The sequence below is a fragment of the Streptomyces sp. SAI-135 genome (genome assembly GCF_029893805.1).
GTDB lineage: Bacteria > Actinomycetota > Actinomycetes > Streptomycetales > Streptomycetaceae > Streptomyces.
In genome coordinates, this window is record NZ_JARXYP010000002.1 from 9,110,896 (window position 1) to 9,133,522 (window position 22,627).

General features: G+C 68.1%; 16 protein-coding genes and 5 pseudogenes. 10 read left to right on the forward strand and 11 right to left on the reverse strand.

Going from position 1 to position 22,627, the window contains the following annotated elements; translation table 11 throughout:
* Window positions 1–41 precede the first annotated feature (41 nt).
* Together M2163_RS45775 and M2163_RS45780 are read right to left on the reverse strand one after the other, a co-directional pair.
* Window positions 42–713: pseudogene (locus M2163_RS45775) on the reverse strand (transposase); the annotation flags it as partial.
* Between the two features lie 62 nt (window positions 714–775).
* Window positions 776–1,204: pseudogene (locus tag M2163_RS45780) on the reverse strand (DJ-1/PfpI family protein); the annotation flags it as partial.
* 41 nt (window positions 1,205–1,245) lie between these two features.
* On the opposite strand from M2163_RS45780, the gene M2163_RS45785 reads away from it, so the two are divergent.
* The 6 genes from M2163_RS45785 to M2163_RS45810 all read left to right on the forward strand — a co-directional run bounded on the left by M2163_RS45785 (window position 1,246) and on the right by M2163_RS45810 (window position 6,424).
* The gene (locus tag M2163_RS45785; protein ID WP_280846920.1) at window positions 1,246–1,884 is read left to right on the forward strand and encodes an HD domain-containing protein; all 639 of its coding nucleotides are present in this window, start codon (window positions 1,246–1,248) and stop codon (window positions 1,882–1,884) included.
* A complete protein-coding gene (locus tag M2163_RS45790; protein WP_280897118.1) occupies window positions 1,805–3,181 on the forward strand; it encodes an MFS transporter in 1,377 nt (458 codons plus the stop codon). The genes M2163_RS45785 and M2163_RS45790 overlap by 80 nt, the downstream gene beginning before the upstream one ends.
* Before the next feature lie 186 nt (window positions 3,182–3,367).
* Entirely contained in the window at window positions 3,368–4,258 is an 891-nt protein-coding gene (gene sigJ / locus M2163_RS45795; RefSeq protein ID WP_280846917.1) for an RNA polymerase sigma factor SigJ, read from the forward strand.
* Between the two features lie 180 nt (window positions 4,259–4,438).
* Complete coding sequence (locus tag M2163_RS45800) at window positions 4,439–5,359, forward strand: NADP-dependent oxidoreductase (protein ID WP_280846916.1); 921 nt, start codon at window positions 4,439–4,441, stop codon at window positions 5,357–5,359.
* A 24-nt stretch (window positions 5,360–5,383) separates the two neighbouring features.
* Window positions 5,384–5,839, forward strand: a complete 456-nt coding sequence (locus tag M2163_RS45805) for a cupin domain-containing protein (RefSeq protein WP_280846915.1) — start codon at window positions 5,384–5,386, stop codon at window positions 5,837–5,839.
* A gap of 126 nt (window positions 5,840–5,965) precedes the next feature.
* Window positions 5,966–6,424 carry a carboxymuconolactone decarboxylase family protein gene (locus tag M2163_RS45810; RefSeq protein ID WP_280846914.1) on the forward strand — a complete coding sequence of 153 codons (459 nt, stop codon included), beginning with the start codon at window positions 5,966–5,968 and terminating at the stop codon, window positions 6,422–6,424.
* Between the two features lie 1,108 nt (window positions 6,425–7,532).
* Here M2163_RS45810 and M2163_RS45815 read toward each other — a convergent pair.
* Window positions 7,533–8,297 carry an SDR family oxidoreductase gene (locus M2163_RS45815; protein WP_280897119.1) on the reverse strand — a complete coding sequence of 255 codons (765 nt, stop codon included), beginning with the start codon at window positions 8,295–8,297 and terminating at the stop codon, window positions 7,533–7,535.
* Between the two features lie 1,698 nt (window positions 8,298–9,995).
* Here M2163_RS45815 and M2163_RS45820 point away from each other — a divergent pair.
* A complete protein-coding gene (locus M2163_RS45820; protein ID WP_280897120.1) occupies window positions 9,996–12,302 on the forward strand; it encodes a beta-L-arabinofuranosidase domain-containing protein in 2,307 nt (768 codons plus the stop codon).
* A 1-nt stretch (window position 12,303) separates the two neighbouring features.
* On the opposite strand, the gene M2163_RS45825 is transcribed toward M2163_RS45820, so the two are convergent.
* Complete coding sequence (locus M2163_RS45825) at window positions 12,304–13,482, reverse strand: hypothetical protein (protein ID WP_280846911.1); 1,179 nt, start codon at window positions 13,480–13,482, stop codon at window positions 12,304–12,306.
* Window positions 13,483–14,025: 543 nt separating this feature from the next.
* On the opposite strand from M2163_RS45825, the gene M2163_RS45830 reads away from it, so the two are divergent.
* Window positions 14,026–15,405, forward strand: coding sequence for a hypothetical protein (locus M2163_RS45830; protein ID WP_280846910.1), 1,380 nt, complete (start codon window positions 14,026–14,028; stop codon window positions 15,403–15,405).
* 66 nt (window positions 15,406–15,471) lie between these two features.
* Here the strand turns inward: M2163_RS45830 and M2163_RS45835 are convergent, their stop codons facing one another.
* On the reverse strand, window positions 15,472–15,918 hold the full coding sequence (locus tag M2163_RS45835) for a hypothetical protein (protein WP_280846909.1): 447 nt from the start codon (window positions 15,916–15,918) through the stop codon (window positions 15,472–15,474).
* 175 nt (window positions 15,919–16,093) lie between these two features.
* Here M2163_RS45835 and M2163_RS45840 point away from each other — a divergent pair.
* Window positions 16,094–16,665, forward strand: a pseudogene (locus tag M2163_RS45840) (transcriptional regulator).
* 27 nt (window positions 16,666–16,692) lie between these two features.
* Here M2163_RS45840 and M2163_RS45845 read toward each other — a convergent pair.
* Window positions 16,693–17,199 (reverse strand): hypothetical protein, encoded by a 507-nt coding sequence (locus tag M2163_RS45845; protein WP_280897121.1) that lies wholly within the window; start codon window positions 17,197–17,199, stop codon window positions 16,693–16,695.
* Window positions 17,200–17,215: 16 nt separating this feature from the next.
* On the opposite strand from M2163_RS45845, the gene M2163_RS45850 reads away from it, so the two are divergent.
* Complete coding sequence (locus M2163_RS45850) at window positions 17,216–17,524, forward strand: hypothetical protein (RefSeq protein WP_280846907.1); 309 nt, start codon at window positions 17,216–17,218, stop codon at window positions 17,522–17,524.
* On the opposite strand, the pseudogene M2163_RS45855 reads toward M2163_RS45850, so the two are convergent.
* The 5 genes and pseudogenes from M2163_RS45855 to M2163_RS45875 all read right to left on the reverse strand — a co-directional run.
* A pseudogene (locus M2163_RS45855) lies at window positions 17,497–17,697 on the reverse strand (transposase); the annotation flags it as partial. The gene M2163_RS45850 and the pseudogene M2163_RS45855 sit on opposite strands and share 28 nt — an antisense overlap.
* Before the next feature lie 756 nt (window positions 17,698–18,453).
* Window positions 18,454–18,640: pseudogene (locus tag M2163_RS45860) on the reverse strand (IS5/IS1182 family transposase); the annotation flags it as partial.
* A 149-nt stretch (window positions 18,641–18,789) separates the two neighbouring features.
* Window positions 18,790–19,620, reverse strand: coding sequence for an RICIN domain-containing protein (locus M2163_RS45865; protein ID WP_280897122.1), 831 nt, complete (start codon window positions 19,618–19,620; stop codon window positions 18,790–18,792).
* Window positions 19,621–19,915: 295 nt separating this feature from the next.
* Window positions 19,916–21,955, reverse strand: coding sequence for a hypothetical protein (locus tag M2163_RS45870; RefSeq protein WP_280897123.1), 2,040 nt, complete (start codon window positions 21,953–21,955; stop codon window positions 19,916–19,918).
* A 450-nt stretch (window positions 21,956–22,405) separates the two neighbouring features.
* Complete coding sequence (locus M2163_RS45875; RefSeq protein ID WP_280897124.1) at window positions 22,406–22,561, reverse strand: hypothetical protein; 156 nt, start codon at window positions 22,559–22,561, stop codon at window positions 22,406–22,408.
* Window positions 22,562–22,627 lie beyond the last annotated feature (66 nt).

Below are 22,627 nucleotides of genomic sequence, written 5' to 3' on the forward strand. Positions count from 1 at the left end.
GTAACTGTAAGCCACTGATTAAGCGCTGTCCCGTAAATGATCTACGACGTGCGCATTGGGCTGCTTGTTTCTCGTCGCCCGGCGAGGGCGAGGTTGTGGAGGCGGGCGATGCCGAGCATGGCGTGGTGGACGCCGTCGCCTTTGAGACCGCAGTCGCGGAGAGTCTTCCAGGTCTTCATGCGGGCGAAAGCGTGCTCGACGCGGGCGCGGACCTTGCGGTGGGAGGAGTGTGTTCTTCTTTCCACTCCGGGAGGTCGGCCTAGCCTCTCTCGCGGCGGTGCGGGATGACCAGGCCGGTGCCGCGGTAGCCGCCGTCCGCGATGACGTTGGTGTGCCCGACGGCGGCTTGGCGCCGGACAGCTCCCATGCCTTGCAGTCGTTGCGGTTGCCGGGCAGCGGCCGGCCGACGGCGACGACGAGCGGGGTGTCGGCGTCGATGACGACCTGGTGGTTCGTGGAGTACCGGTAGTTCTTGGACTGCTCGGCCACCTGGTGGTCGCGGGTGGGACCAGGGTGCCGTCCACGATCAGCACGGTGTCCTTGCGGAACCTCTTGCGCTGCTGGAACGCGAGTGCCGGGCCGAGGCGGTCGATGATGTGGTCGGCGGCCGGCTTCGACACTCCGAACAGCGGTGCGAGTTGGCGCAGTCTGGGGTTGGTGCGCCAGTACGCGGCGACCAGCAGGACCCGGTTCTCCAGCGGCAAGCTCGGTCGTGCGCAGCCTTCCAGTGTGTGGTCGCGCGCTTGCCGTCCAGGAGGCCTGCGGCGCCGAGGATGAAGGCTCCGGTGCAGATGGACGCGACACGGCCGGCCCGGAGTGAGAGTGTTCGCGTGGCCTCGATCAGATCACCGGGCACAGGTGTGCGCGGGTAGAGATCTGCGCCGGCCACCAGGAACGTGTCGGGAGCAGGCTCCGTGGCGGCGGCGTCGTCGACCGCGATCCGGATTCCGATGGACGAGGTGACGTCGACACCGGTCGGTGACACCAGCACGATCGTGTAGTTGGCACCGGGCCGGTTCGCTTCCCCGAATACCTCCGCGGGGACGGCGTCCAGAAGTTTGACTCCGTCGTAGACGAGGATCGAGACCCGATGCTGGGCGGAGCCCCCGATGCCGCCGCCTGCCTGTCCGGATTCGGGTGACTCGTGGCCGGAGTGAGGGAGCGCCGGACGCTGGGTGGTTGGCAGTGTGGAAGACGGATGCACCGTCCATTGGTAACACCCAGATATCCGAAGGAGCAGAGGTCATGAGCGAGATCATCGCAGGGGTAGAAATTCCTGAAACGGCGGCAGTCGCCGAGGCCACCCGCGCCATGCAGGAGATGACCAGCCCCCTTATCTACCACCACTCCCGGCGCGTTTTCGTCTTCGGTGCCATTCATGCTCACAGGCTCGGCCTGGACCCCGACCCGGAGCTTCTCTACCTGTCCGCCATGTTCCACGACACGGGCTTGTTGACGCCGTTTTCCAGTGCAGAGCAGCGCTTCGAAGTCGATGGAGCCGACCACGCCCGCAAGTTCATGCTGGACCGTGGGTTCCCGGCCGCGGCCGCCGACGTGGTGTGGACGGCCATCGCCCTGCACACGACCCCGGGAATTCCCCACCGGATGGGCCCGGAGGTCGCCGTCACGTACTTCGGGGTTCTGACCGACGTGCTCGGCTTCGGTCTGGACGAGCTGGACCGCAGCCAGGTGGACGAGATCACCGCCGCCCATCCGCGGGGCGACTTCAAGAACGAGTTCCTGCAGGCCTACGTCGACGGTCTCAAGCACCGCCCCGAGACCACGAACGGAACCGTGAATGCCGATGTGCTGGAACACTTCGTTCCCGGCTTCCGGCGCACCACTACGGTTGAGCGCATGCTGGGCGCTCCCTGGCCTAGCTGATCAGGACGCCAGAAGAGGCAACGTGATGAAACGTGTGAGTCGCTCTCACGGCGGGCGTCGTCTCGGACGAGGTCCGGCCTTCGCCGTGCTGTTCGGTGCCAATGTGGTGATGATGGCCACGGCAAGCGCACCGTCACCGATCTACCCGCTGTACCGGGAGCGCTGGGGCCTGTCGGTCACGATGCTGACGGTGGTCTTCGCGGTGTATGTCGTCGGTCTGCTCGGCGCGTTGCTGACGGTCGGATCGCTGAGCGACCATCTGGGGCGCCGCCCTGTGCTGGTCGCCGCCTTTCTGGTGGCGGCGGCCAGCACGGCCATCTTCTGGACGGCCGACGGTATCGTCCCCCTCCTGATCGCCCGGGTGGTGCAGGGCATCGCCACGGGGACGGCCACGGGTGCTCTTGCTGCCGGACTGGTCGACTTCTCACCTGCGCGACGTCCGCAGCTGGGGCCGACGATGACGGCGGTGGGCACGAGTATCGGCATGGCCACCGGTGCCGGAGTCGTGGGGTTGCTGGTGCAGGCGACGTCACGCCCCGACGCGTATGTCTTTCCGGTCCTTACACTGACCTTCGTCGTTCTGGCCGCGGTCGTCCTCAGGATCCCCGAGCCACCCGCCCCTCCAGCATTTCGGCTGGCGTCGTTGCGACCAAGGGTCCGGGTCCCTCGGGAGGTCCGGCCGGCGTTCCTCGCCTCGGTTCCCGCCCTTGTCGCGGGGTGGGCCGTCACGGGTCTGTTCCTTTCGCTCACCCCCTCCCTGGTGAGCAACGTCCTGCATGTGCGGTACGGCGCTGCGGGCGGGCTCAGCATCGCCGCGCTGTTTCTGGCCAACAGCGTGGGCGCCTTCTGCTCCGTTCGGCAGACGGCACGGCACGCCACGTCGATAGGGGCGGTTCTCCTGACCCTGGGTGCGTTCGCACTGGCGGTGGCCCTCGCTGTTGCGTCGGCGGCCGTGTACGTGGGCGGATCAGTCGTCGCAGGGCTGGGCGTCGGCCTGACGTTCAACGGGAGCCTTCGCGCCATCAGCGCGGTCACCACCGCGAAGTCGCGCGCTGAGGTCTTCTCGGCCGTCTACGTGATCAGCTATGCGGCGTTGAGTCTTCCGACCCTCGCAGCCGGGGTCGCGGCGCCCTCATGGGGACTGGAGACCACGGGCTACCTGTACGTCGGCTTTGTCGGGGCGCTGTCGTTGGGTGCGGCCCTCCACGCCGGACGACAGCGTGCTCACCGGCCGACCGCAGACCCGACGCGGACGGCCGGGAAAGGCGCCCCTCACAGCGAACTGACCCGCTGCTGAGCACCCCCGGCGAGTCGTTTCCGGGTGGTGTTGCCACAGCGGGAGTGCCTCCACCGGAAAACACCGCCGTACGCCGACATCAGCCCCAGAGCAGCCCGACCCACGACTTACGACCGCCGTGTCAGAGCGGAATTCCTGAGCTCGGCTCTATGCCGGCTCCGCAGGCAGGAGGAGGTTGCGATCCGTATGGGTGACGGATACGAGCCCGGACGGTCTGGGCAGGAGGACCTGCTCGGAGCCGAATGGGAGAGGCACCGGCCCGCGGTCTTCGGTGTGGCCTACCGGCTGCTGGGGAGTGTGGCCGATGCCGAGGATGTGACCCAGGACGTGTGGCTGCGCGCGGCCGGTGCGGATCTGCAGGTCGTCGGTGATCTGCGGGCCTGGCTGGTGACAGTGGCGGCGCGTCGGTCGTACGACATCCTCAAGAGTGCCCGTTTCCGCCGGGAGACTTATGTCGGGCCGTGGCTGCCGGAGCCGCTGCTGACGGGCCCGGACGCGTCGCAGCCGGTACTCGTCGACGAGTCGGTCAGTTCGGCGATGCTCCTGGTCATGGAAGAGCTGAGCCCGCCGGAGCGGGTGTCCTTCGTCTTGCACGATGTCTTCGGTCTTGAGTTCGGCCGGATCGCCGAAGTGCTTGATGTCTCCGTGCCGGGAGCACGGCAGCTCGCCTCGCGGGCACGACGGAAGGTGGTCAAGGCCAAGCAGACCGCGCCTCAAGCGTCGAAGGCAGAGCGGGAACGGGTCCTTACGGTCTTCCGCGCCGCCTACGAGGCCGGGGACCTGGCCGGCCTGGTCAGGCTCCTGCACCCGGACGCGGTCTACGTCACCGACGGCGGCGGCAAGGTCCTGGCGGCACGCAAGCTCATTCACGGCGGCGGGCGCGTCGCCGAGGTCATGGTGCGTACGGGGCGCCAGTGGCGCCCGGACCGCATCGACTTCGCGGAGGTCGGAGGCGAGCTGGCCCTCGTCTTCCACCGGCAAGGCCGCATCTACTCCGTCGACACGGTGCAGATCACAGACGGTCTGATCACCGCGTACCGCAGGGTCATTAACCCCGACAAACTCGCGCGCGTCTGAGCTGTCACACGCGCAGGGGCTATCTCGTCTCCCTGCTGAGAACGCATAACGGGCGACGAAGCAATACGCGCGAGCAGGGAGATCGATCATGCGGAACGGCATACATCCACCTGCTGCCGCCATGACCCTGCGCGCGAGTGCGCTGTGCGCTCGCCATCGCCTCTCCCAGTAAGGATCAGCATGCAAGCCATCACTGTGCGAGACCGTGACGCCGGTGTCGCCGGTATGTCCCTGACGGACATGCCCTACCCCCATGCGGCCGAGAATGACGTCATCGTGCGCGTGCACGCCGCCGGCTTCACCCGCGGCGAACTGGACTGGCCCGCCACGTGGACCGATCGCGCCGGCCGCGACCGGACGCCCAGTGTGCCCGGACACGAGCTGTCCGGTGTCGTCGCGGAGCTGGGGTACGGCACCACCGGCCTGAGCGTCGGACAGAGAGTGTTCGGCCTGGCTGACTGGACCCGCAACGGCAGCCTCGCCGAGTACGTCGCGGTGGAGGCCCGCAACCTCGCCCCGCTGCCGGCGGACATCGACCACACCGTGGCCGCCGCGCTGCCCATCTCCGGACTGACCGCCTGGCAGGGCCTGTTCGACCACGGCCACCTCACCACGGGCCAGACCGTCCTCATCCAGGGTGCTGCGGGCGGCGTCGGCTCGATCGCCGTGCAGCTCGCCCGCGAGGCCGGCGCCCGCGTCATTGGCACCGGCCGGGCCTCCGACCGGGACAGGGCACTCGCCCTCGGGGTAGACACCTTCATCGACCTGCAGGCCGAGAAGCTGGAGCACGCCGGCGAGGTCGACGTCGTGTTCGACGTGATCGGCGGTGACATCCTCGACCGCTCGGCTCCCCTGGTCCGAGCCGGCGGCACGCTGGTCAGCATCGTCATGCCGCCCAAGGTCCAGCCCAAGGACGGGCGGGCGGTCTTCTTCGTCGTCGAACCCGACCGCGCACGGCTCGCCGAGCTCGCCACGCGGCTGAGGGACGGCCGGCTCCAGCCGCTCGTCGGTGCTGTGCGGCCGCTCGCCGAGGCACCCACCGCGTTCGCCCCCGGTACGCGTACCCCCGGCAAGACGATCATCCGCATCACGCAAGACTGAATCGAGAAACCCATTGTGACAGCAATGCGAACCGCCGCCGGCCTGCTGGCTGCGGCCACCCTGACAGGGGCCACGGCCTGCTCGGCCTCCGACCAGCCCGCCCACGCCGGCGCGCCGGCGACGGTCGCCGCATCGAGGCGCTCCGTCGAAACCTTCACACCCCTGCTGCAACAGGCGCTTGCGGATGTGAAGGGCAAGACCTTCACCTCAGCGATCGTCGCCTTCCCGCCCGGCGCAAGCGCGCTGCCGCACCGGCACGGCCAGGCGTTCGTCTACGCCTACGTCCTCGAAGGCACCGTACGCAGCAAGCTCGACGACAAGCCCGTGACCACCTACCACCAGGGCGAGAACTGGGTCGAGCAGCCGGGCGCCCACCATGTCCTCACCGAGAACGCCAGCCGGACCAAGCCGGCAAAGATCCTGGTCGTCTTCGTCTCCGACACCGGGGCCAAGCTCAAGGTTGAAGACCCGAAGTCGTAACCCCCGGGGCATGCAGCGGGGCGGGAACACCCTTCACCAACTCCGCCCTCGCCGGAGCACGCCCCATCACCACCAAGACGCGCCCGACAAGCGCGGCGCGCACCGCACGAAGGAAGCAAAGGAACCATGACCGACCCCCAGCGCGTCAACATCGGCGAGCAGCACCCGGCCCCCTACAAGACCCTCATCGCCCTGTCGGCGGAGGTGGAGAAGGCCACCTCCGCAGCGGGCCTCGACCCCCTTCTGGTCGAACTGCTGAGGATCCGCACCTCCCAGATCAACGGCTGCGCGTTCTGCCTGCGCATGCACACACACGACGCCCTCAAGAAGGGCGAGAACCCCGACCGGATCGCGGTGCTGCCCGCATGGGCAGAGACCGGCTACTTCTCCGACACCGACCGCGCCGCCCTGCGCCTCACCGAGGCGATCACACGCGTACCGGACGGACACGTCAGTGACGAGGACTTCAACGCCGCCGCGGACATACTCACCGCAGACCAGATCTCGGCAGTCGCCTGGCTGGCAACCGTGATGAACGCCTTCAACCGCGTCGCCATCACCAGCCGCTACCCGGTGGGCATCTGACCTCGACGCAACTACCGGCGGTCACGGTGGCTGGCGAACCTGACCGCCGTGCAATTGCTGGTGGAATCAGCCGGGGCGGCTAGTGCCAGCCGCCCCGGCTCACACAGGCACAAAAGCGTCCAACGACATACGTGACTGCAGGGTGAACAGCCAGGGATGCGGCTCGCCCCCGCTGGTCCGGGCGGAAGGTGCCGTACGGGTTGGTTGACATCGGCCCCCACCAGGGCGGTCAGACCGCGCCGGTCCTCGTCCGCCAACTTCTTCGCTCTGTCTCGGCCGGAACTTGCTGGAACAGCAGCGGTTCGACGCGCACGTAGCCAGCCGGACGCACCTCTCTCGCCGAGAGTGACTCCATTGTGTCTGCTGGACGACGCCCACCATCTGCTGAAAGTCTTGATCGTAGTGTGGGACCGGCCGAGCACTCACTGTGCGGCCGGGCCTGTGGCGTCTGTGCCGGGATCGCTCGGGACGGGGCGGCTGACCGTGCAGGGTGAGGACCGCCCCTGCGAAACGGTCACACCCGCTCCCCGAGGCACTGGCCGCTCCGGCCGAGCGCGACCACCGGAACGTGCTCACCGCGGCGGCGCCCCGGTTGTCCTGATCGGTCAAGTGAGACCACTGAATCGCTGCGAGCCCTGCCGACGACCTCTGCACCGCCATCCACGGTGATCTGGTCCCGCCCAACATCCGGGTCGTCGACGCCGCAGTCCCGGCAGCGACCTTGGACTCCGGCTCCTTCTCAACAGCCGGTGACCCTGGGCTCGAGGCGGCAGTGGCGGCGGCAATCTGCGACATGCACGAACCCGACACGGAGCACCACACGGCCGAGCTGACCAACCTCCCTCACCGCGACCGGCCTTCAGATGGTCGCCGACCACGAGCCGGAGAGGTTAGCGACCTGTGGCATCCCGGGTCGAGGGATGTCGCCCGGACCGGTCCGCACGCCAGGCTGGACGGACGACGGCCGGCAGACGGCGTGGTCGCCGCGTTCCGCGTCACACGGGAGCGAGCAAGTGCTCACCGACGGATGGCCAAGGCCGACGAGATCGCGGCAGCCGTCGCGTCTCCGCTGGGGCCTGATGTCCGGTGGATCACCGGAAAAGCGTATTCAGATCAGTTCGAGGCCTCCGTCGATCGTGAGAACCTGGCCCGTCAGCCACGTTGCGGTGGGATCTGCGAAGCGGACAATCCAGGACGCGACTTCCTCCGGCTCTCCCCTCCTTCCCAGAGGGATCCGGGATGCCTGCTCCTTCTTGACCTTCATCACCTCCTCCTCCGTGAGCCCGCTGACGGACAGAGCCTCGCTCTCAGTCGGCCCGGGAGCAATGGCATTCACTCTGATCCCGTCCTGGGCCAGCTCGACGGCCCAGGTCCGCGTCAGCTGTTCCAGGGCGGCCTTGGTCGCCCCGTAGTGGGCACCGCCTGGGTGGGGGCGATGGCCGTAGGTGCTGGAGATGTTGATGATCGAACCCTTGCTGCGGCGCAGGTGGGGCAACGCTGCCTGGGCGAGCATGGTAGGTGCGATCACGTTGAGGTCGAACAGGTCGGTGATGCGCGAACGTGTCACCTCGTCCAACGAGACACGTGCGGTGGCGCCGGCGTTGTTCACCACCACGTCAAGCTGGTTCCACCGGTCGATCGCCGTACCGATGATCAGCTCAGGGGCATGCTCCACGCGCAGGTCCGTGGCGAGAGTCGCGATGCAGGGGTGCATGGCGGCAGTCTCCTCCAGGGCCACCTGGCGTCGCCCGACACCAAGGACGTGCGCCCCCGCTTCGGCCATCGCGACCGCCGTTGCCCGGCCGATCCCCGTACCGGCTCCGGTGACGATGACGACGCGGTTATGAAGGGGTCGGGCGGGCTGGTGTTCCATGAGGCGTCTTCCTCTTGCTGTACGGCTGGCGTCAGGACACGGCCGCCCGGCAAACATCAGCACAGTCGGCTGTCTACGAGAAAACACTACATCGAAAATCGTCGATTATCGATGTATGCTTTCTGCTGTGCCCAAGGAAGTAAGCCACCCCGACCTCGAAGAGGTCACCCTCGCCGCAGTGCTCTCGGCTCTGGGTGATCCTGTCCGCCTGCACGTCATGGGCGTCCTGGCGGACGGCAACGAGCATGTGCGCACGGACTTCACCGTTCGAATCGCCCAGTCCACTTTCAGTCACCACATGAAGACACTTCGTGAGGCTGGACTCACTTGGCAACGGATGGAGGGCACGCGCTGCTACGTGACTCTGAGAAAGGAGGCTCTGCGGCGGTTTCCCGCTGTACTGGAAAGCGTCCTCGCTGCGGAACGAGCCGACCGCAACAGGACGTCCCCGCACCCCGCCAGCTCTGGATCCAGTTCGAATAGTTCCTTCACGCGCTGACGTCCCCTCCCAGTGCGTCGCCGGCCTGCCACAGGCCCGGCGGGTCCTCGAGAGCAATGCCCTGCGCGGCGGCGCCGTCATCCCCCTGCCCATCCGCACCATGCCCGCACCTCCCTGACCCGGCACAGCAGCGGATGCGCCTGGCATGCGGATCGGGGCGGACCTGCGTAAATGTGGCAGAGTACCGCTGCACCCTCCGATGAGGCCGATGCTGGCTGCTCTTCGGGCTCCTCTGTGGGGACACTCGGTTTTTTGATCACGAGGGGCAGCAGTACCTCGAAGCCCTTGAACGGCACGTCCTGCCAGGTGAGTTCGTTGTTGTTCATGCCCTGAACGTCGACCCCGGGGGCACAGTTCAGCCCGCCCCGCGAAAACATGACGGAGCGTTACATCCTGTGCTCCGCGACAGTGGCGTACCCCGGCCAACGGTCCGGATTCGAACGGACTCTTCACGGACCGTGACCGCTCCCCGTGATCGCTGCCAGAACCCACTTCACCTCGCCACTACCCGCAAGCACCTCGGAACGCCCCCTCGGGGGCGGCCAGTTGGAGCCGCCTCGGGTGGGACCGCGGGCGTGCCGGGAGAGCGGCGGCGTGCCGTCCCGTCTCGCCGCCTGCCCAGGCGATGGGCCGAGTTCTGCGTGCGGTGGTGTTGCGGTTGCGCATCCAGCGCCGCCCCTTGCCGGGGTGGTGTCAGGGGTGACGACCGGCTCCTGCTGCCACGGTTCTCCCCAACAGGTATGCCGTGTCTGATGAATCCGAAGGCGTACCTGTCAGAAACATTGACCTCACCTCGCCTCAAATCTATCTTCTGCTCGAACACCCGCACGCGGTTCGTGATTTCGAACAATGTAGTGGTGCGCTATCGGCGATGGTCAAGCGGACTGACCGGCCCGGAGGAAGAGTTGAAGAGAGCCGCAAGACCACTGTTCGTCCTGCGGGGTGTCCCCGCCCTTCAGGGCACGGCCTCCGCCGCGCCTCCCCGCCCGCGGGGCAGTCCACGCGGTGCACCATGACCGCGTTCACCAACAGCAGTGAGTCGAACCTGTACGTGTACGACGTGCCCGACGCCACCGGACTCACCCAGTGGAAGGGCCTTGCCTGCACCCCGCCAGAACACCCACACGTTCCGCGCCGACAGCTCCTTCAGCGCGGTCACCCCTTGGGCCTGGCCACTTCTTCTCACCGAAAGGTTCGAGATGTCTGCCTCCTTCAGCAGAAGGCGCCTCCTGCAAGTGGCCGCGGCCACGCTTCCCGTCTCTGCCACCGGTTCCCTCCTCGGCGCGTCTGCGGCCCATGCCGCGGTCCCTCCCGCCCGCGCCGACATCGGAGTCCTCGCGCGCCCCTTTGAGTTCGGTCAGGTCCGGCTCACCGCGAGCCGGTGGCTGGACAACCAGAACCGTACGCAGAACTACCTGCGCTTCGTCGACGTCGACCGGTTGCTGTACAACTTCCGCGCCAACCACAAGCTGTCCACCAACGGCGCGGCCGCCACGGGTGGTTGGGACGCGCCGACGTTCCCCTTCCGGACCCATGTCCAGGGGCACTTCCTGACGGCGTGGGCGCAGTTGTACGCCGTGACCGGTGACACCACCTGCCGGGACAAGGCGATCTACATGGTGGCGGAGTTGGCCAAGTGCCAGGCCAACAACGGTGCCGCCGGTTTCAACACCGGGTACCTGTCCGGCTATCCCGAGTCTGACTTCACCGCGCTCGAACAGCGGACGCTGACCAACGGCAATGTGCCTTACTACACCATCCATAAGACCCTCGCGGGCCTGTTGGACGTGTGGCGTCTCATCGGCAGTACGCAGGCGCGCGACGTGCTGCTCGCTCTGGCGCGTTGGGTCGACTGGCGCACCGGCCGGCTGAGCAGCCAGCAGATGCAGGCCATGCTGGGCACCGAGTTCGGCGGCATGAACGCCGTGCTGACCGATCTCTACCAGCAGACGGGCGACGCGCGGTGGCTCACCGCCGCCCAGCGCTTCGACCACGCCGCGGTGTTCGATCCGCTGGCCGCCAACCAGGACCAGCTCAGCGGTTTGCACGCCAACACGCAGGTGCCCAAGTGGATCGGGGCGGCCCGGGAGTACAAGGCGACCGGCACCACGCGCTACCGTGACATCGCCGCCAACGCCTGGAACTTCACCGTCAACGCGCACACCTACGCGATCGGTGGCAACAGTCAGGCGGAGCACTTCCGCGCCCCGAACGCCATCTCCGGGTATCTGAACAACGACACGTGTGAGAGCTGCAACACCTTCAACATGCTCAGCCTCACCCGGGAACTGTTCACGCTGGACCCGAACCGGGCCGCTCTGTTCGACTACTACGAGCGGGCGTGGCTGAACCAGATGATCGGCCAGCAGAACCCGGCCGACGCCCACGGCCACGTCACCTACTTCACCCCGCTCAAGCCCGGTGGCCGGCGCGGTGTGGGCCCGGCGTGGGGCGGCGGCACCTGGAGCACCGACTACGGCACCTTCTGGTGCTGTCAAGGCACGGGCCTGGAGATGCACACCCGGCTCATGGACTCCATCTACTTCCACAGCGACAACACGCTGATCGTGAACCTCTTCGTACCCTCGGTGCTCAACTGGTCGGAGCGGGGGATCACCGTCACCCAGACCACGGCGTACCCGATCAGTGACACCACCACCTTGCAGGTCACAGGCAACGCCGGCGGCACCTGGGCGATGCGCATCCGCATTCCCGGCTGGACCACGGGGGCCACCATCAGCGTCAACGGCGTGGCGCAGAACATCGTCACCACCCCCGGCAGCTACGCCACCCTTAGCCGCTCCTGGACCTCCGGCGACACGGTCACCGTTCGTCTGCCCATGCGGATCGTCATGCGGGCCACCAACGACAATCAGGACGTCGCGGCCATCACCTACGGCCCTGTCGTCCTGTCCGGCAACTACGGTGACACCTCGCTCAGCTCGCTGCCGACTCTGAACACGTCGTCGATCACCCGGACCAGCGGCAGTTCGCTCGCCTTCACCGCCACCGCCAACGGCTCCACCGTCAATCTGGGCCCGTTCCACGACGCGCACGGCCACAACTACACCGTCTACTGGAGGGCGAGCGACAGTGTCCGCCTGGTCAACGCGGCCAGTGGTCTGTTGCTGGGCGTCCAGGACATGTCCACCGCCGACGGGGGCCGTGCTCTGCAATGGTCGGACAACGGTACCGCCGACCACGACTGGTACATGATCACCGACGGGTCGGCGGTCCGCTTCCGCAACTCCCACAGCGGCAAGGTCCTCGGCGTCCAGAACATGTCCACAGCGGACGGCGCGAGCGTGCTGCAGTGGTCGGACACCGGCACCGCCGACCACCGCTGGACACTACTCGACCAGCAAGACGGCACCTACAAGATCCGCAACGTCAACAGTGGCAAGCTGCTCGCCATCGCGAACAACTCCACTGCCGTGGGCGCGTTCGCGGTGCAGGACGCGGACGACGGCAGCGCCGACAACCGGTGGCGCATCGTGCGGAACTGACTCAGCCGCTGAACCAGGTCTTCCCTCGGGATGCCGGTACGGGGCCGGCTGCCGTGCGCCCCGCGCCGTAGCCCTCACCACACGGTGCGGGACTGCCTTCCCGACGAGCGGCGAGTGTTCGAGACGCAGCAGGCCATGCAGATCCGCAGCAGCTTCGGCGCTCCGGGCGGGAACGCGGAGGGGCTCCTGGCCGCCCTGTGCGAATACGCCGAGTGCTGGCGGGGCCGACAGCGAGCCCTACGCCGCAGGGGCGGATGCGGAGATACAAGTGAGGTGTCCGCCAGGGCTCGCGCAGATACGCGAGCCCTGCGAGCCCGTGGCAGAAAGCCCGCGACCCGAGTGGTTCAGTCGCAGCCGGACCTCTCGCCACAGGTGTTCTGCCGTGCTGGCACCGAGGTGGCGGGCGCGATTCGCGACCTGGCTCCGCGTCGGACGGCCAGTCGTCGCTGGCGGCCAGCTGTCGGGCGGCGGCGTGCAGGAAGGAGAGGTAGACCCCGTAGCGGTGCGGCGACCAGTTTCCGTCCGCCCACACCCAGGAGGCGACCGAGCCGTCCGGGTCGTGGCCGCTCTCCCGGCCGACCGCAGCAGCCAGCCAGCGCAGACGCCGGGCCAATACGCGGTCGAGGCTGAGCGGCGCGGGGCCCTGCGCGGGCGGCAGGGTGGTACCGGTGAAGTACAGGAACTTGGTGAAGAAGGACGGCCCGAAACCGGGGACCTGCCGGTGGAGCGCCGCGTAGGCCTCGCGTGAGCCGTGTTCGCGCAGCGCAGTGACCGCGGTGGCCAGTGCCGCGTCCAGGCCGCCAGCGGCGAGGATCTTGTGCAGGGTGGCCGGTCCGCTGCCACCGGGGGTGCCACGCTTGCCTTTGCCCCACACGTAGGTTGCGACCAGCGCCTCTCTGAAGGCTTCACGTCGCAGCGCGTCGGCGACGGCCCCGGTCACTTCTGCCCGGCTGATGGCGGCATCACCGCCGGCGCAGGGCAGAGTCAGCGCCGGGGGCCATGGAACGATCTGCACCCACCGGCGGGGGGTGTAGCGGACCGCGTGCGCGCCCGGCGTGCCGTCCGAATAGGTCGGCGCGTTCTCTTTCCACCAGTGGCGTAGTGCCTGCACGACGGCATCGGGCAGCAGGCGTGCGCCCACCTCCCGGTCCACTGCGTCCGCACGGTCCTGTCTGTTCACTCTTCACCCCCATGAAGCCTTTCGGCGGGCCACCACCCCGACTCCGGTGTCGCCGCTCGCGGTAGCGGCCAGCGCTGAGCGGATCAGGCCGGGCAGGCGCTGCCCACGGTAGTGCAGTGCGCGGCGCCGGACAGGCCGGCTCGTAGCACTCGGCCGGACGAACGGTCGGCTTTCGCGATGCGTGCTGACTCCACCAGAGGTGGGGCCGCGCGGCGCTGAGGAGAGAACGGAAGCGCCCTGGTCGACATGTGCAGGACTAGTGATTTCTGCGTGGCTGGCTGAGACGCGACTTGCTGATGATCTATCAGTTCCCTTTGCTGTTAGGTGGTTTGACTGTGGCTTACGGGGGCGGTGGCACGCGTTGAGCGTTGCCCGAGGCACACGACGCCGCCCGCGCGGGCCGTGACCTCAAAGGGGGAGAGTCAGTTGAGAGCACGCGCGTTACGGACAACGGTCTTAGGGGCGTTGTCCGCTGCATTGCTGTTGGTGGGAGCGCTTCCCGCGCACGCCGCCTCCGGCGCAGAGAAAGCCGAGGGGGACGAGGTGACCTACAAGGTCATCCCGTATGTGATCTCGGATCCTGATCTGGTTGCCCACCCGGAGAGGGTGATCAAGGAGCTCCACCGCAGTGGCGGATCGCTCGATGACCTGGGTGTTGCTCCGGCCACGAAGGATGGGCCGTCGAAGATCACGAAGTCCAAGGCTGCACAGGGCGTCGACGCTCAGGCGGAGCCAGAGTCGTATGTGGTGGACTCCTCCCGGTTCCCCGCGGGCCGGATCCCGGACGACATCTACGACTACCCGACCTCCGACGACTGCGAGGACCAGTACGACCTGGCCTCGCGCGACCAGGGGTGGATCAAGAACCGGTACTCCTACTGCCAGATCCATCTGCTGGTGATGCCGGCCGTCCGGTGCGGCATCTTCCCGCCGCGATGCACCACCACCGGCGTGTTCGTCTCCCGCAATCGGCTGATGGGCTTCGGCAAGGTCGGCGGCGCGGAACACGCCAGCACCTCGCGGTGGGCGGACTTCCGCCTGCAAGTCGGCGTCATCCGGGCCACGGGCCCCTTCGCAGAGTCCGGTGCGGACCTCACCGCGGAGATCGAGTGCGAAGGCAACTACCTGGACGACGACTATCCGCAGACCGACGAGAACGCCTGTTTCGCCGGACTGAACGACGAGGTCGAAAAGTCGATCGGTGAATGGCGCCGTGACGGTTCCGCGCACCTGGACCTTCTCTCGCAGGCATCCAGCCCGGATGCGGCCATGGGCGAGCAGATCGGCACCGGCGTCTTCCACATCGAGTACGACTTCGACCTGCCCTGGTACTTCCAGTTCATCGACACCGAGAGCCCCGAAGGCGGCATGCGGTTTGACTCGGCCTGGTATTTGCAGTCCCACAAGCTCGGGTCTGTGTTCGACCGGGCGGTGCCGGGCATGTCCTACACGAAGTCGGATGCGGCAGTCGGCGGCGTCGCCACGCACCTCGAAGAGGCCCGCGCCAACCCGGCGGCCACCATGCCGACCCAGGCGGACAAGCACCTGGCCGGCGGGTCACCGGGCGACCCCATCCACCGTCTCGCCCAGGCCAAGGGGGACAAGCAGAGTTTCCGGTACGACGAGAACCGGCGCATCGTCCGCAACTTCTGCGCGACCAAGGCGATGCAGGACATCAAGGAAAACCTGCCGGCCGACCAGGGCCCGTACGACTGCGACGAGTACCCCATGGCCTCGACGTACGAAGGCGCGGGCCGGCACCTGTTCCCCGGCGAGCCCTACGGTGGCGCCCAGTACGAACGCCACTACTCGGCACGATGGGTCAACAGTGAGGTCAACCAGGAAGCCGGACGACGACTCGGCCGCTGGTACGACGTAGACCGACTGCTCGACCAGGACGCGTTCTACATACCCATCCGCTGATCGCCGCCCCTTGACCACGAATGCTGTGGGGTCCTGCTCGTCGGCGGGACCCCACACCGGTCGTGCTCAGCCCATGTCCGGCCAGAACTGAACCAGCGCCCATCCGCCCGGTCGCGTGAACCCACCGTCCGGGGCCCGGGTGTTCTCCCGCCACCCCACGCGGGCGCGCCACTTTCCGGCCTGCGGGAGCCGAAACACGTCCGACTTGCCGCCAGCCGCGATCTCATCCACGAGAAACCGGCCTGAGGGGAGGTCTAGCGACAACTCCGCAGTCGACGGCCAGTCGCCCGTGTCCACCGGCGCCGGACCGTCCCAGGCCTCCAGCCGCAATCGGGCGTTCAAGATGTCCTCGCCTGACCCGATATAGAGCATGGTGGCGTTGGCGCTTACGAAACTGCCCACGGAGCGCGGGGAGGCAGGCCGCTCCCCGTCCTGACCCTCCTCATCGATCAGGCCGAACAGCCGGTGGTCGACGACCACATCCAATTCTCGAGATGACACAAGCTCAGGCATACAACACCCTCTGAGGCCGACATATCACGAGCTGCTCCCCGGCAGGCTATGCCCCTGACGCCCTCTGCGCCCAGCCCGTCCAGCCGATACGCACCGCGCAGGGTGTGGCTGGCCCGGGGGGCGGCACGTACCGGTAGATTGCCGTGTCGCACGTAGCGGAACGGAGGGCGGCCACATGCCTGAGCGGAACATCGAGTTCGGCAAGTACGGTGCCCGCGGCATCAAGGGCCACGAAGCCGTAGCCCGCCAACTGGACGCCCTGGCCGGCCACATCGCCACCCCGTCACCGCCCGGCGAGGCCTCCTGGCCCGCCTGCACTACCTCACCCGCACCCCCCCATGCCCGAGCCGCAGCCCGCGCCGCCGGGCTGACCGTCACCGACCGCACCCTGCGCGCCTGGACGGCCGGCACCCGCAGCCCCTCGAGGAAGAATCTGGAGGCGATTGAGCGGGCGTACCGCACGGTGCGTCGGGGGAGCGTCGCCCGCTACCTGGCCGCTCGCCTCAACCGTGACGGCCGCGGCACCCGTGTGGAGATCCATCCCCTCAACCAGTCCCAGGTCTCGCGGCCGCGCCAGCGGCCGGTGGAGTTCCGCGCGATGAACGTGCGCCGCTGGGACCGGATCGTCGCCGCGTGGGCGGCCGGCGACGACAGGAGCGCGATGACGCCTGGGTCGATCTGGTCGTCGACCTCGGCTCCCAGTGGGGCCAGCACGAGTACGTAACCAACATCGGCTTCGCCGCCTGAGACGTGGCTTCAATCCCCACGTTGGTATCAGAAATGCTGTGGCAGCCCGCTGGCACCCGAGAGCCCATCGACCACCGCATGCTGCACCAGATGAGCCCTGTGACCGTGTCGCCTCCCGGCGGCCGGTTCCCGCCTGCCCTTGTTTCGGTGCCGCTGAATCCCGATGACCTCGGCCATGAAGAGCATCCGGATCTGTGGGACATGGTCTACCGCATGGACAAGATGTACGCCGACCGCAACGTGCCAGTCGGTGAGCGGGACCTGCTGTGCGGGGAAGTGTGCCAGGACGCCGGCGTGGAAGCCCCGATGTACCTGCGGTTGCGGGCCAACGGCCGCCGCGAAGCCGTCCATGAGCGGCGCGAGGACGAAGACCGCCACATCGTCCCCGTCAGTGACGAGCACAAGGCCTACCACGAGCGCATCCTGCGCGCCGCACAGGAAGGCGGCTTCGGCGGCGACAGCGAAGTCCGCACCCGGGTAGGACGCAGCTGGATCCAGACCGACACCCTGATCGAAGGCGCCGACGGGCCGCATCGGCTGGGAAGTCCAGTTGTCCTCAGCCAGCGCCCACGGGCCACGCAGCGTCCGCTCCCGCGCGACCAAGGCACAGAAGAACGGCATCACACCCGCTTGGCACACCGACCGCAGCGACTACGCCCACCGACACGACACCCACTGGACCCGCAGCGACAACCTTCCCGCCTACGTCATCGCCAAGACCGGCGACGTGCGCGTCATCTCCGGCTTCCGCCGACTCGACTTCTGGCAGTGCGACCTCAGCGCACTCCACCCCTGCCCCAACGGGGGTACGGCGCTGCGGCAAAGCACACGCTCGGCGAATAGCCGCACCGGCCGGTGACGGGGCCAGCCCACCAGGCCGCGGATGCAGGGGATTGCACCCAGCAGGAGTATGAGCTGGGTGACGTCGTGACGGTTTCGGCTGGTCAGCGACATCACAAGCGGCGTTCCGTGCCGGTCTGTGATCAGGTGGTGCTTGCTGCCGGAGCGGCCGCGGTCGACCGCCGAAGGTCCGGTGTGTGCCCCGCTTCTTCAAGTGGAACCAGCAGTTACGGATGCTGCAAGGGGAGACGTGTTCCTCGAAGGTGTCTCAGAGCTGTGCGCGAAGACGCGGACACGGCGTGATCAGCGACTGGCTGCCCAGAAGGGCAGACGGGCTGACCAGCTTGCCGCCCCGACCGGTCGTGCCCTTTTCTCTGGTGAGATAGGCGGACATATGGCAACGGCGCTGGCCGTCCCGTGCTCGGCATCGCCGCCTCCACAACCTCACAGGGTGAGGTTGTGGAGGCGGCGATGGTCGATCGTGACGCCCCTAGCTCATTTACGGGACAGCCCTTAACGCTCGTCGATCCGCCGGTCGGGTGACTCACCGCGCCCGGCACGACGGGGCCAGAACAGTGACGCGGCGTACATGCCACCCCAGTAAACCCTGAGCACGAGGCGCAGAGGCGCCCTGGCCACGTGCCCGCGCAGGCGGTCACAGGAGGGAGGTTGTGATCGTCGTGCGTCGTTCAAGGAGACCTCCGGGGAAGTGGTGGACGCAGTGCCGTCGAGAAAGATGGTCAATAAGACACCTCGCAGAACAGAGCCGAGGTTTCGGCGCCTGTCGAAACCAGCGAGCGCAGCCGTCGAGCCCACACCGCCCGCTACGGCAAGCTGACGAGCGATGACAACGTGTGGCTACGCGGACGCACGCCAGGACGAGGCCGCCCTCGACGTCGTTCTGCTGGCGATCGACCTCCGTAACAGCGACGGTACGGTCGTCCCGGCCCGCAGAGCTGGCACTCTGCAGCGGGCCGGTACGGTCCGAGACCGCACCCAGCGTGCCGGCCGGGGCGCCCGGAGCTCTCCTTCCCACGGCGTGCGATGCGCGGCACGATCTGCCGGCGGCGCAGCCAGCTCCGTATGTGAGGGAAGTCGTAGCTTTGTCTGCGTGGAGCTTGGCCGGGCAACGGCGCCTGGGGCCACAGCGCGAGCGGCTTGGCGGGATGCCCCGAATCAGCAGCCAGCGTCAACCGCCTGCTCCCACAGAACAGACCTGACGGGCCACCGTTAGCGCCCGCCCGGCCTTGGAGCGGTCACCCCAACTGTGTCCGCCGGCCGGAGTCATTCGATCAGTCGCCAGCGGCCGTCGTCCCGTGTACCGCACGAGCCGATCACCAGCCGCTGGTCCGGCTGCTTCTTCACGGCGCCCGCTCCGGCGACCATGAGGCACAGGTGGTTGCTGGCGTAATTGCGGATCATGACGCTGCCGTCCCCGGCCGGATCGAACCACCACAGCTGGTTGTCGCCCATGGTTCCGGTGCAGTGGGCCTCTGAGAGCCCGGTCCCCGAAGGCTGTGCCCCACGGGTCGGCAGGTCGAAACACAGGCCGTCCTTCAGATTGGCGAACTGCACGAGATCGGTGCCGCCAGGGCCTGCGGCGGGACGAGGGGACGTCATCCTCCACCGCTGGTTGTCCTTGTCGGTGCCGTCGCAGTGGTACTGGTTGATGACCTCGCCCTTCTTGCCCGCTCCGTAGAACGGGATGTCGGCACACAATCCGGTGACCACGTTCTTCAGCAGTACCGTGCGAGAGGCGGCCGTCAGCTTCCGCAGTTCGGCCTTGGCCGTGTCCTCCGCTCGCGTCTCGGTTCGCTTCTTCGTCGGAGAGGCCGAGGGAACGACGACGGGGTCGGGTACCCGTGGCTCGACGCTCGTGCCCCGCGGCTCGACGCTCGTGCCGGGCTCCGTGACCGTCTTCTTCTTCGTCACCTTCGGTTCGGCGGACAGTGACGGGGATCCGGTGAGCTGCTCGTGGGCCGCGGCCTGCTCGGCCGACAGCTCCGCCTCCTGCGTCTTCTCGTCAGCCTGGTAACTGCGCCACGCGCCCACCCCCAGGGTGGCGCCCGCGGCGAGTGCCAGCACGGCCACCGCGCCGGCGACCCGGGTCCCCATGCGGGAGCGTTCTCCCGGCTGCTGGGCACTGGTCGTTAGTGCGTCGGCGAACCGCGCCCGTTGCCGCCGTTTCGTTTCGTCCTGGTCGATTTCAGTCAACGCTGTTCCCAACTCGCAGAGAATTTCAACAGTGGGTGTGCCGAAGCGCCCATCCCGTCCGCTCCGTTTCCGCCCCGGATGCGGCCTTCGGATCCCGTTTCGGGCAGCCGGGCACCTGGGGGAGCGCGCGAGGCCGGACCCGGGACACGAACACCGCCGCCGGTGCGCGGGGCGGGCGGAGCGGGCCGGATACGGCTCATATCGGCGCCGGACCGTACAGTTCGCGCTCCCGCAGCAGTTCCGCCGCCGTCACTAGCGCGGCGGACAGCCGGCGCCGGTAGGTGCTGAAGGAAAGCGCCGCCCGGTTGGCCGCGGCCTGCTGGCTGCGTGGCCCGCTCAGATAGGTGATCTCCAGGATGTCGGCCAACTGCCGCCGGCCGGGCTGCGCCCGCAATTGCGCCACGGTCTCCGTGAGTACCTGGCGCAGCTCGGCGGGGCCGGCATCGAACGTCACCAGCCGGGTGCGCAGAAGCGCACTGTGGGCCAGTTGCTCCGGCTGCGAGACCTTCTGGTAGGCGTACTTGACGGCAGCCACGAACTCCGGCCACGTCATCATGGCGGGTGTCACCGGCTCGGTGGCCGGAGTGAAGGCCCCTGCGGGCTCGTCGGCCAGCAGCCGGGTGCTCAGTGCCTCCGCCCAGTGGGCGAACGGCATGCTGCGCCAGTCCCGCACGAACGAGAGGATCGACTCACCGCCCACGCAGGTGATCGTCTCCCCGGGCTGCTGGTCGAACAGGCTGAGGAGCCGCGACAGTTCCTCCTGCTCCCGTGCCGCGCAAGTCCAGCTCACCGCGATACCCGGCGTGGTCGCCCACAAGGTGGTGAGGGCGAAGCACGTCGCCACCGCGCTGCCGGTGCTCCAACGCCCCAGAAGCAGTCGCTCCGTGCGTCGCAGCGATGACGACTGGTCCTTCACGTGTTCGAGCGCGGCATGCGCGACCGGATCGTCGGGCAGGTTCGTGACACCCGGTTCCAGACACGGCGCCACGAGTGTGCCGACGACACCACCGCGGTCGTCCTCAGCAACGACGAACGCCGAGGGCTGTCGGTCCCACCACTGCCGGGCGAGATGGCCGGCCGCGACACCGTGCTCCTCCTCTATGGCAGACAGCACCGGGTGCAGGTCCTTCGAAAGTGCGGACCGTAACCGGAAACGGTCCGCGGCGCTCCAGTCCGCCGCCTCGCGGACGACGGAACTCGCCCTCCCGAGGTGGGCGAGGCCGGCACCGAACTCCCAACGGCCACCCGTGCGTTGCGTCAGCCGTTCGGCCAGATGCGCGTGCAGCCGTCGGAACAGAACCTCGTACTTCTCCGGATCGCGCCAGCGCAGATCGACCAGCAGCGCGTCTCGCACCAGCTCGTGCGGTAAGAGACCGGCGGGGGTGCTGTCCACGAACGACAGCCCGTGCAACCAGGCGAACAGCATCTGGGCCTCCGCCACGGGCACATCCAGGGTGCGCCGCACCAGTTCCTCGGTGGTGACCCGGGCCAGGGCCAATACCCGGAGCGCGTCGGTCCTGGCCGGTGACGGAGTCTCCGGCAGCAGCCGCTTCAGCAGCTCCCGTGCCAGGTCGGGCGAGTCGTACAGCCCTGGCTCGCCGCTCGGCCCGGCTGTGCCCGCGGATGATTCCATGGCGTCGGCGAAGAGCGCCAGTGCGAGTGGCAGTCCGTGCGCGGCCCGTACGATGTCGGCCGCCGAGGACTCGGGCACCTCCCGGTTGCGCAGGAGCAGGAGCGCCTCGGTGTCGTCCATGCCCGAAAGCCGCACGCTGCGCAGCGCGTGCCACCACTGCGGGTCGGTACGCCATTCGGTCTCCGGGGGCCGGCGCGAGCCCACCAGGACAAGCAGGTGCGTGGGCATACGGGGCAGGAACTCCTCGCGCAGCCACCACTCCAGCGGACCCAGCGACTCCGCGGAATCGATCAGCAGCAACTGCGCCTCTTCCGGCGGTCCTTGCGCCTCCAGGGCGGCCAGGAAGGCATCCGATGTCGCATCCGTGTAGCGCATGTCGATCGTGCGAACGGCCGTGCCCTGCATCCGCGCCTCGTCTGCGAACCGGAGCATCAGGGTGCTCTTGCCGACACCCCCCATGCCGTGCAGCCACACCACGAAGCAGCCCCGGGCCTCCTTGCGCATCAGCCCCCGCAGCAGCCGCAGTTCGACGGCGCGTCCGGTGAAGGATTCTCTCCGCAGTGCGGCCAGCACGCTTCCATGGGAGTCGACAGACATAGGCATGGGTACTACCGAATCTTCCAATCTTGTGCACTGCCGTCGATCGGTCACCCTCGCATGGAGGGCGGTCTTGACCGCCCGAACCGTTCCGTGGCCGAAGCGCTCTGTCTCATCGGCCGTGCCGCGCGTATCGAGTGCCTCCTGGCTGGTCGCAAGTTCGGGCAGGGCAAGGCCGGCGCCGCGACCGTCCGTGTGGCCTCCGGGCCGAGGGCTGCTCCAAGGCTGGCCACCGGGAGCCGGATCATCCAGGCTCTGTCGATCCCAGGCTGAGGTCGACCTGAAGGAGCTGGAGCGGGCAATCGGCCCGAGGCCGCGGCATGATGCCGGACCGGGTATGTGACCCACCGGACGTCGGGACGGCAGAGGCGGTCCAGTACAGGCCAGTAACGACAGAGGTGAGGGGCCTGGAAACCGACGTCAAGGCATGGGTCGACACTCCGTGCGTGATGAGCGCTACTTGTCCTCGCGCGCAGCACCGTCGTAGCCGTTCAGCGCCTCGCGGCCGAGGCCGCGGACCGCCGCCGCCTCCTTCGGCCCGTGCCCGTACCTCGTGACGGCGGGCCGGAACGTCAGACCGAACGCATCGAGCAGGACCGCGGCCGTCCACACCTACGCGGCGCCGGTGACGTCGGCGACGTGGTCGTCCTTCACGCGTGTGCCAGACGAGCCAGGCGA

Excerpts from the sequence above, each read along its gene's own strand:
- M2163_RS45865 (WP_280897122.1), bottom strand. The coding sequence starts at position 19,620 with ATGGGGACCCGGGTCGCCGGCGCGGTGGCCGTGCTGGCACTCGCCGCG.
- M2163_RS45810 (WP_280846914.1), top strand. The coding sequence starts at position 5,966 with ATGACCGACCCCCAGCGCGTCAACATCGGCGAGCAGCACCCGGCCCCC.
- M2163_RS45800 (WP_280846916.1), top strand. The coding sequence starts at position 4,439 with ATGCAAGCCATCACTGTGCGAGACCGTGACGCCGGTGTCGCCGGTATG.
- M2163_RS45845 (WP_280897121.1), bottom strand. The coding sequence starts at position 17,199 with ATGCGGCCCGTCGGCGCCTTCGATCAGGGTGTCGGTCTGGATCCAGCT.
- M2163_RS45820 (WP_280897120.1), top strand. The coding sequence starts at position 9,996 with ATGTCTGCCTCCTTCAGCAGAAGGCGCCTCCTGCAAGTGGCCGCGGCC.
- M2163_RS45870 (WP_280897123.1), bottom strand. The coding sequence starts at position 21,955 with ATGCCTATGTCTGTCGACTCCCATGGAAGCGTGCTGGCCGCACTGCGG.
- M2163_RS45805 (WP_280846915.1), top strand. The coding sequence starts at position 5,384 with ATGCGAACCGCCGCCGGCCTGCTGGCTGCGGCCACCCTGACAGGGGCC.
- sigJ (WP_280846917.1), top strand. The coding sequence starts at position 3,368 with ATGGGTGACGGATACGAGCCCGGACGGTCTGGGCAGGAGGACCTGCTC.
- M2163_RS45790 (WP_280897118.1), top strand. The coding sequence starts at position 1,805 with ATGTGCTGGAACACTTCGTTCCCGGCTTCCGGCGCACCACTACGGTTG.
- M2163_RS45835 (WP_280846909.1), bottom strand. The coding sequence starts at position 15,918 with ATGCCTGAGCTTGTGTCATCTCGAGAATTGGATGTGGTCGTCGACCAC.
- M2163_RS45785 (WP_280846920.1), top strand. The coding sequence starts at position 1,246 with ATGAGCGAGATCATCGCAGGGGTAGAAATTCCTGAAACGGCGGCAGTC.
- M2163_RS45815 (WP_280897119.1), bottom strand. The coding sequence starts at position 8,297 with ATGGAACACCAGCCCGCCCGACCCCTTCATAACCGCGTCGTCATCGTC.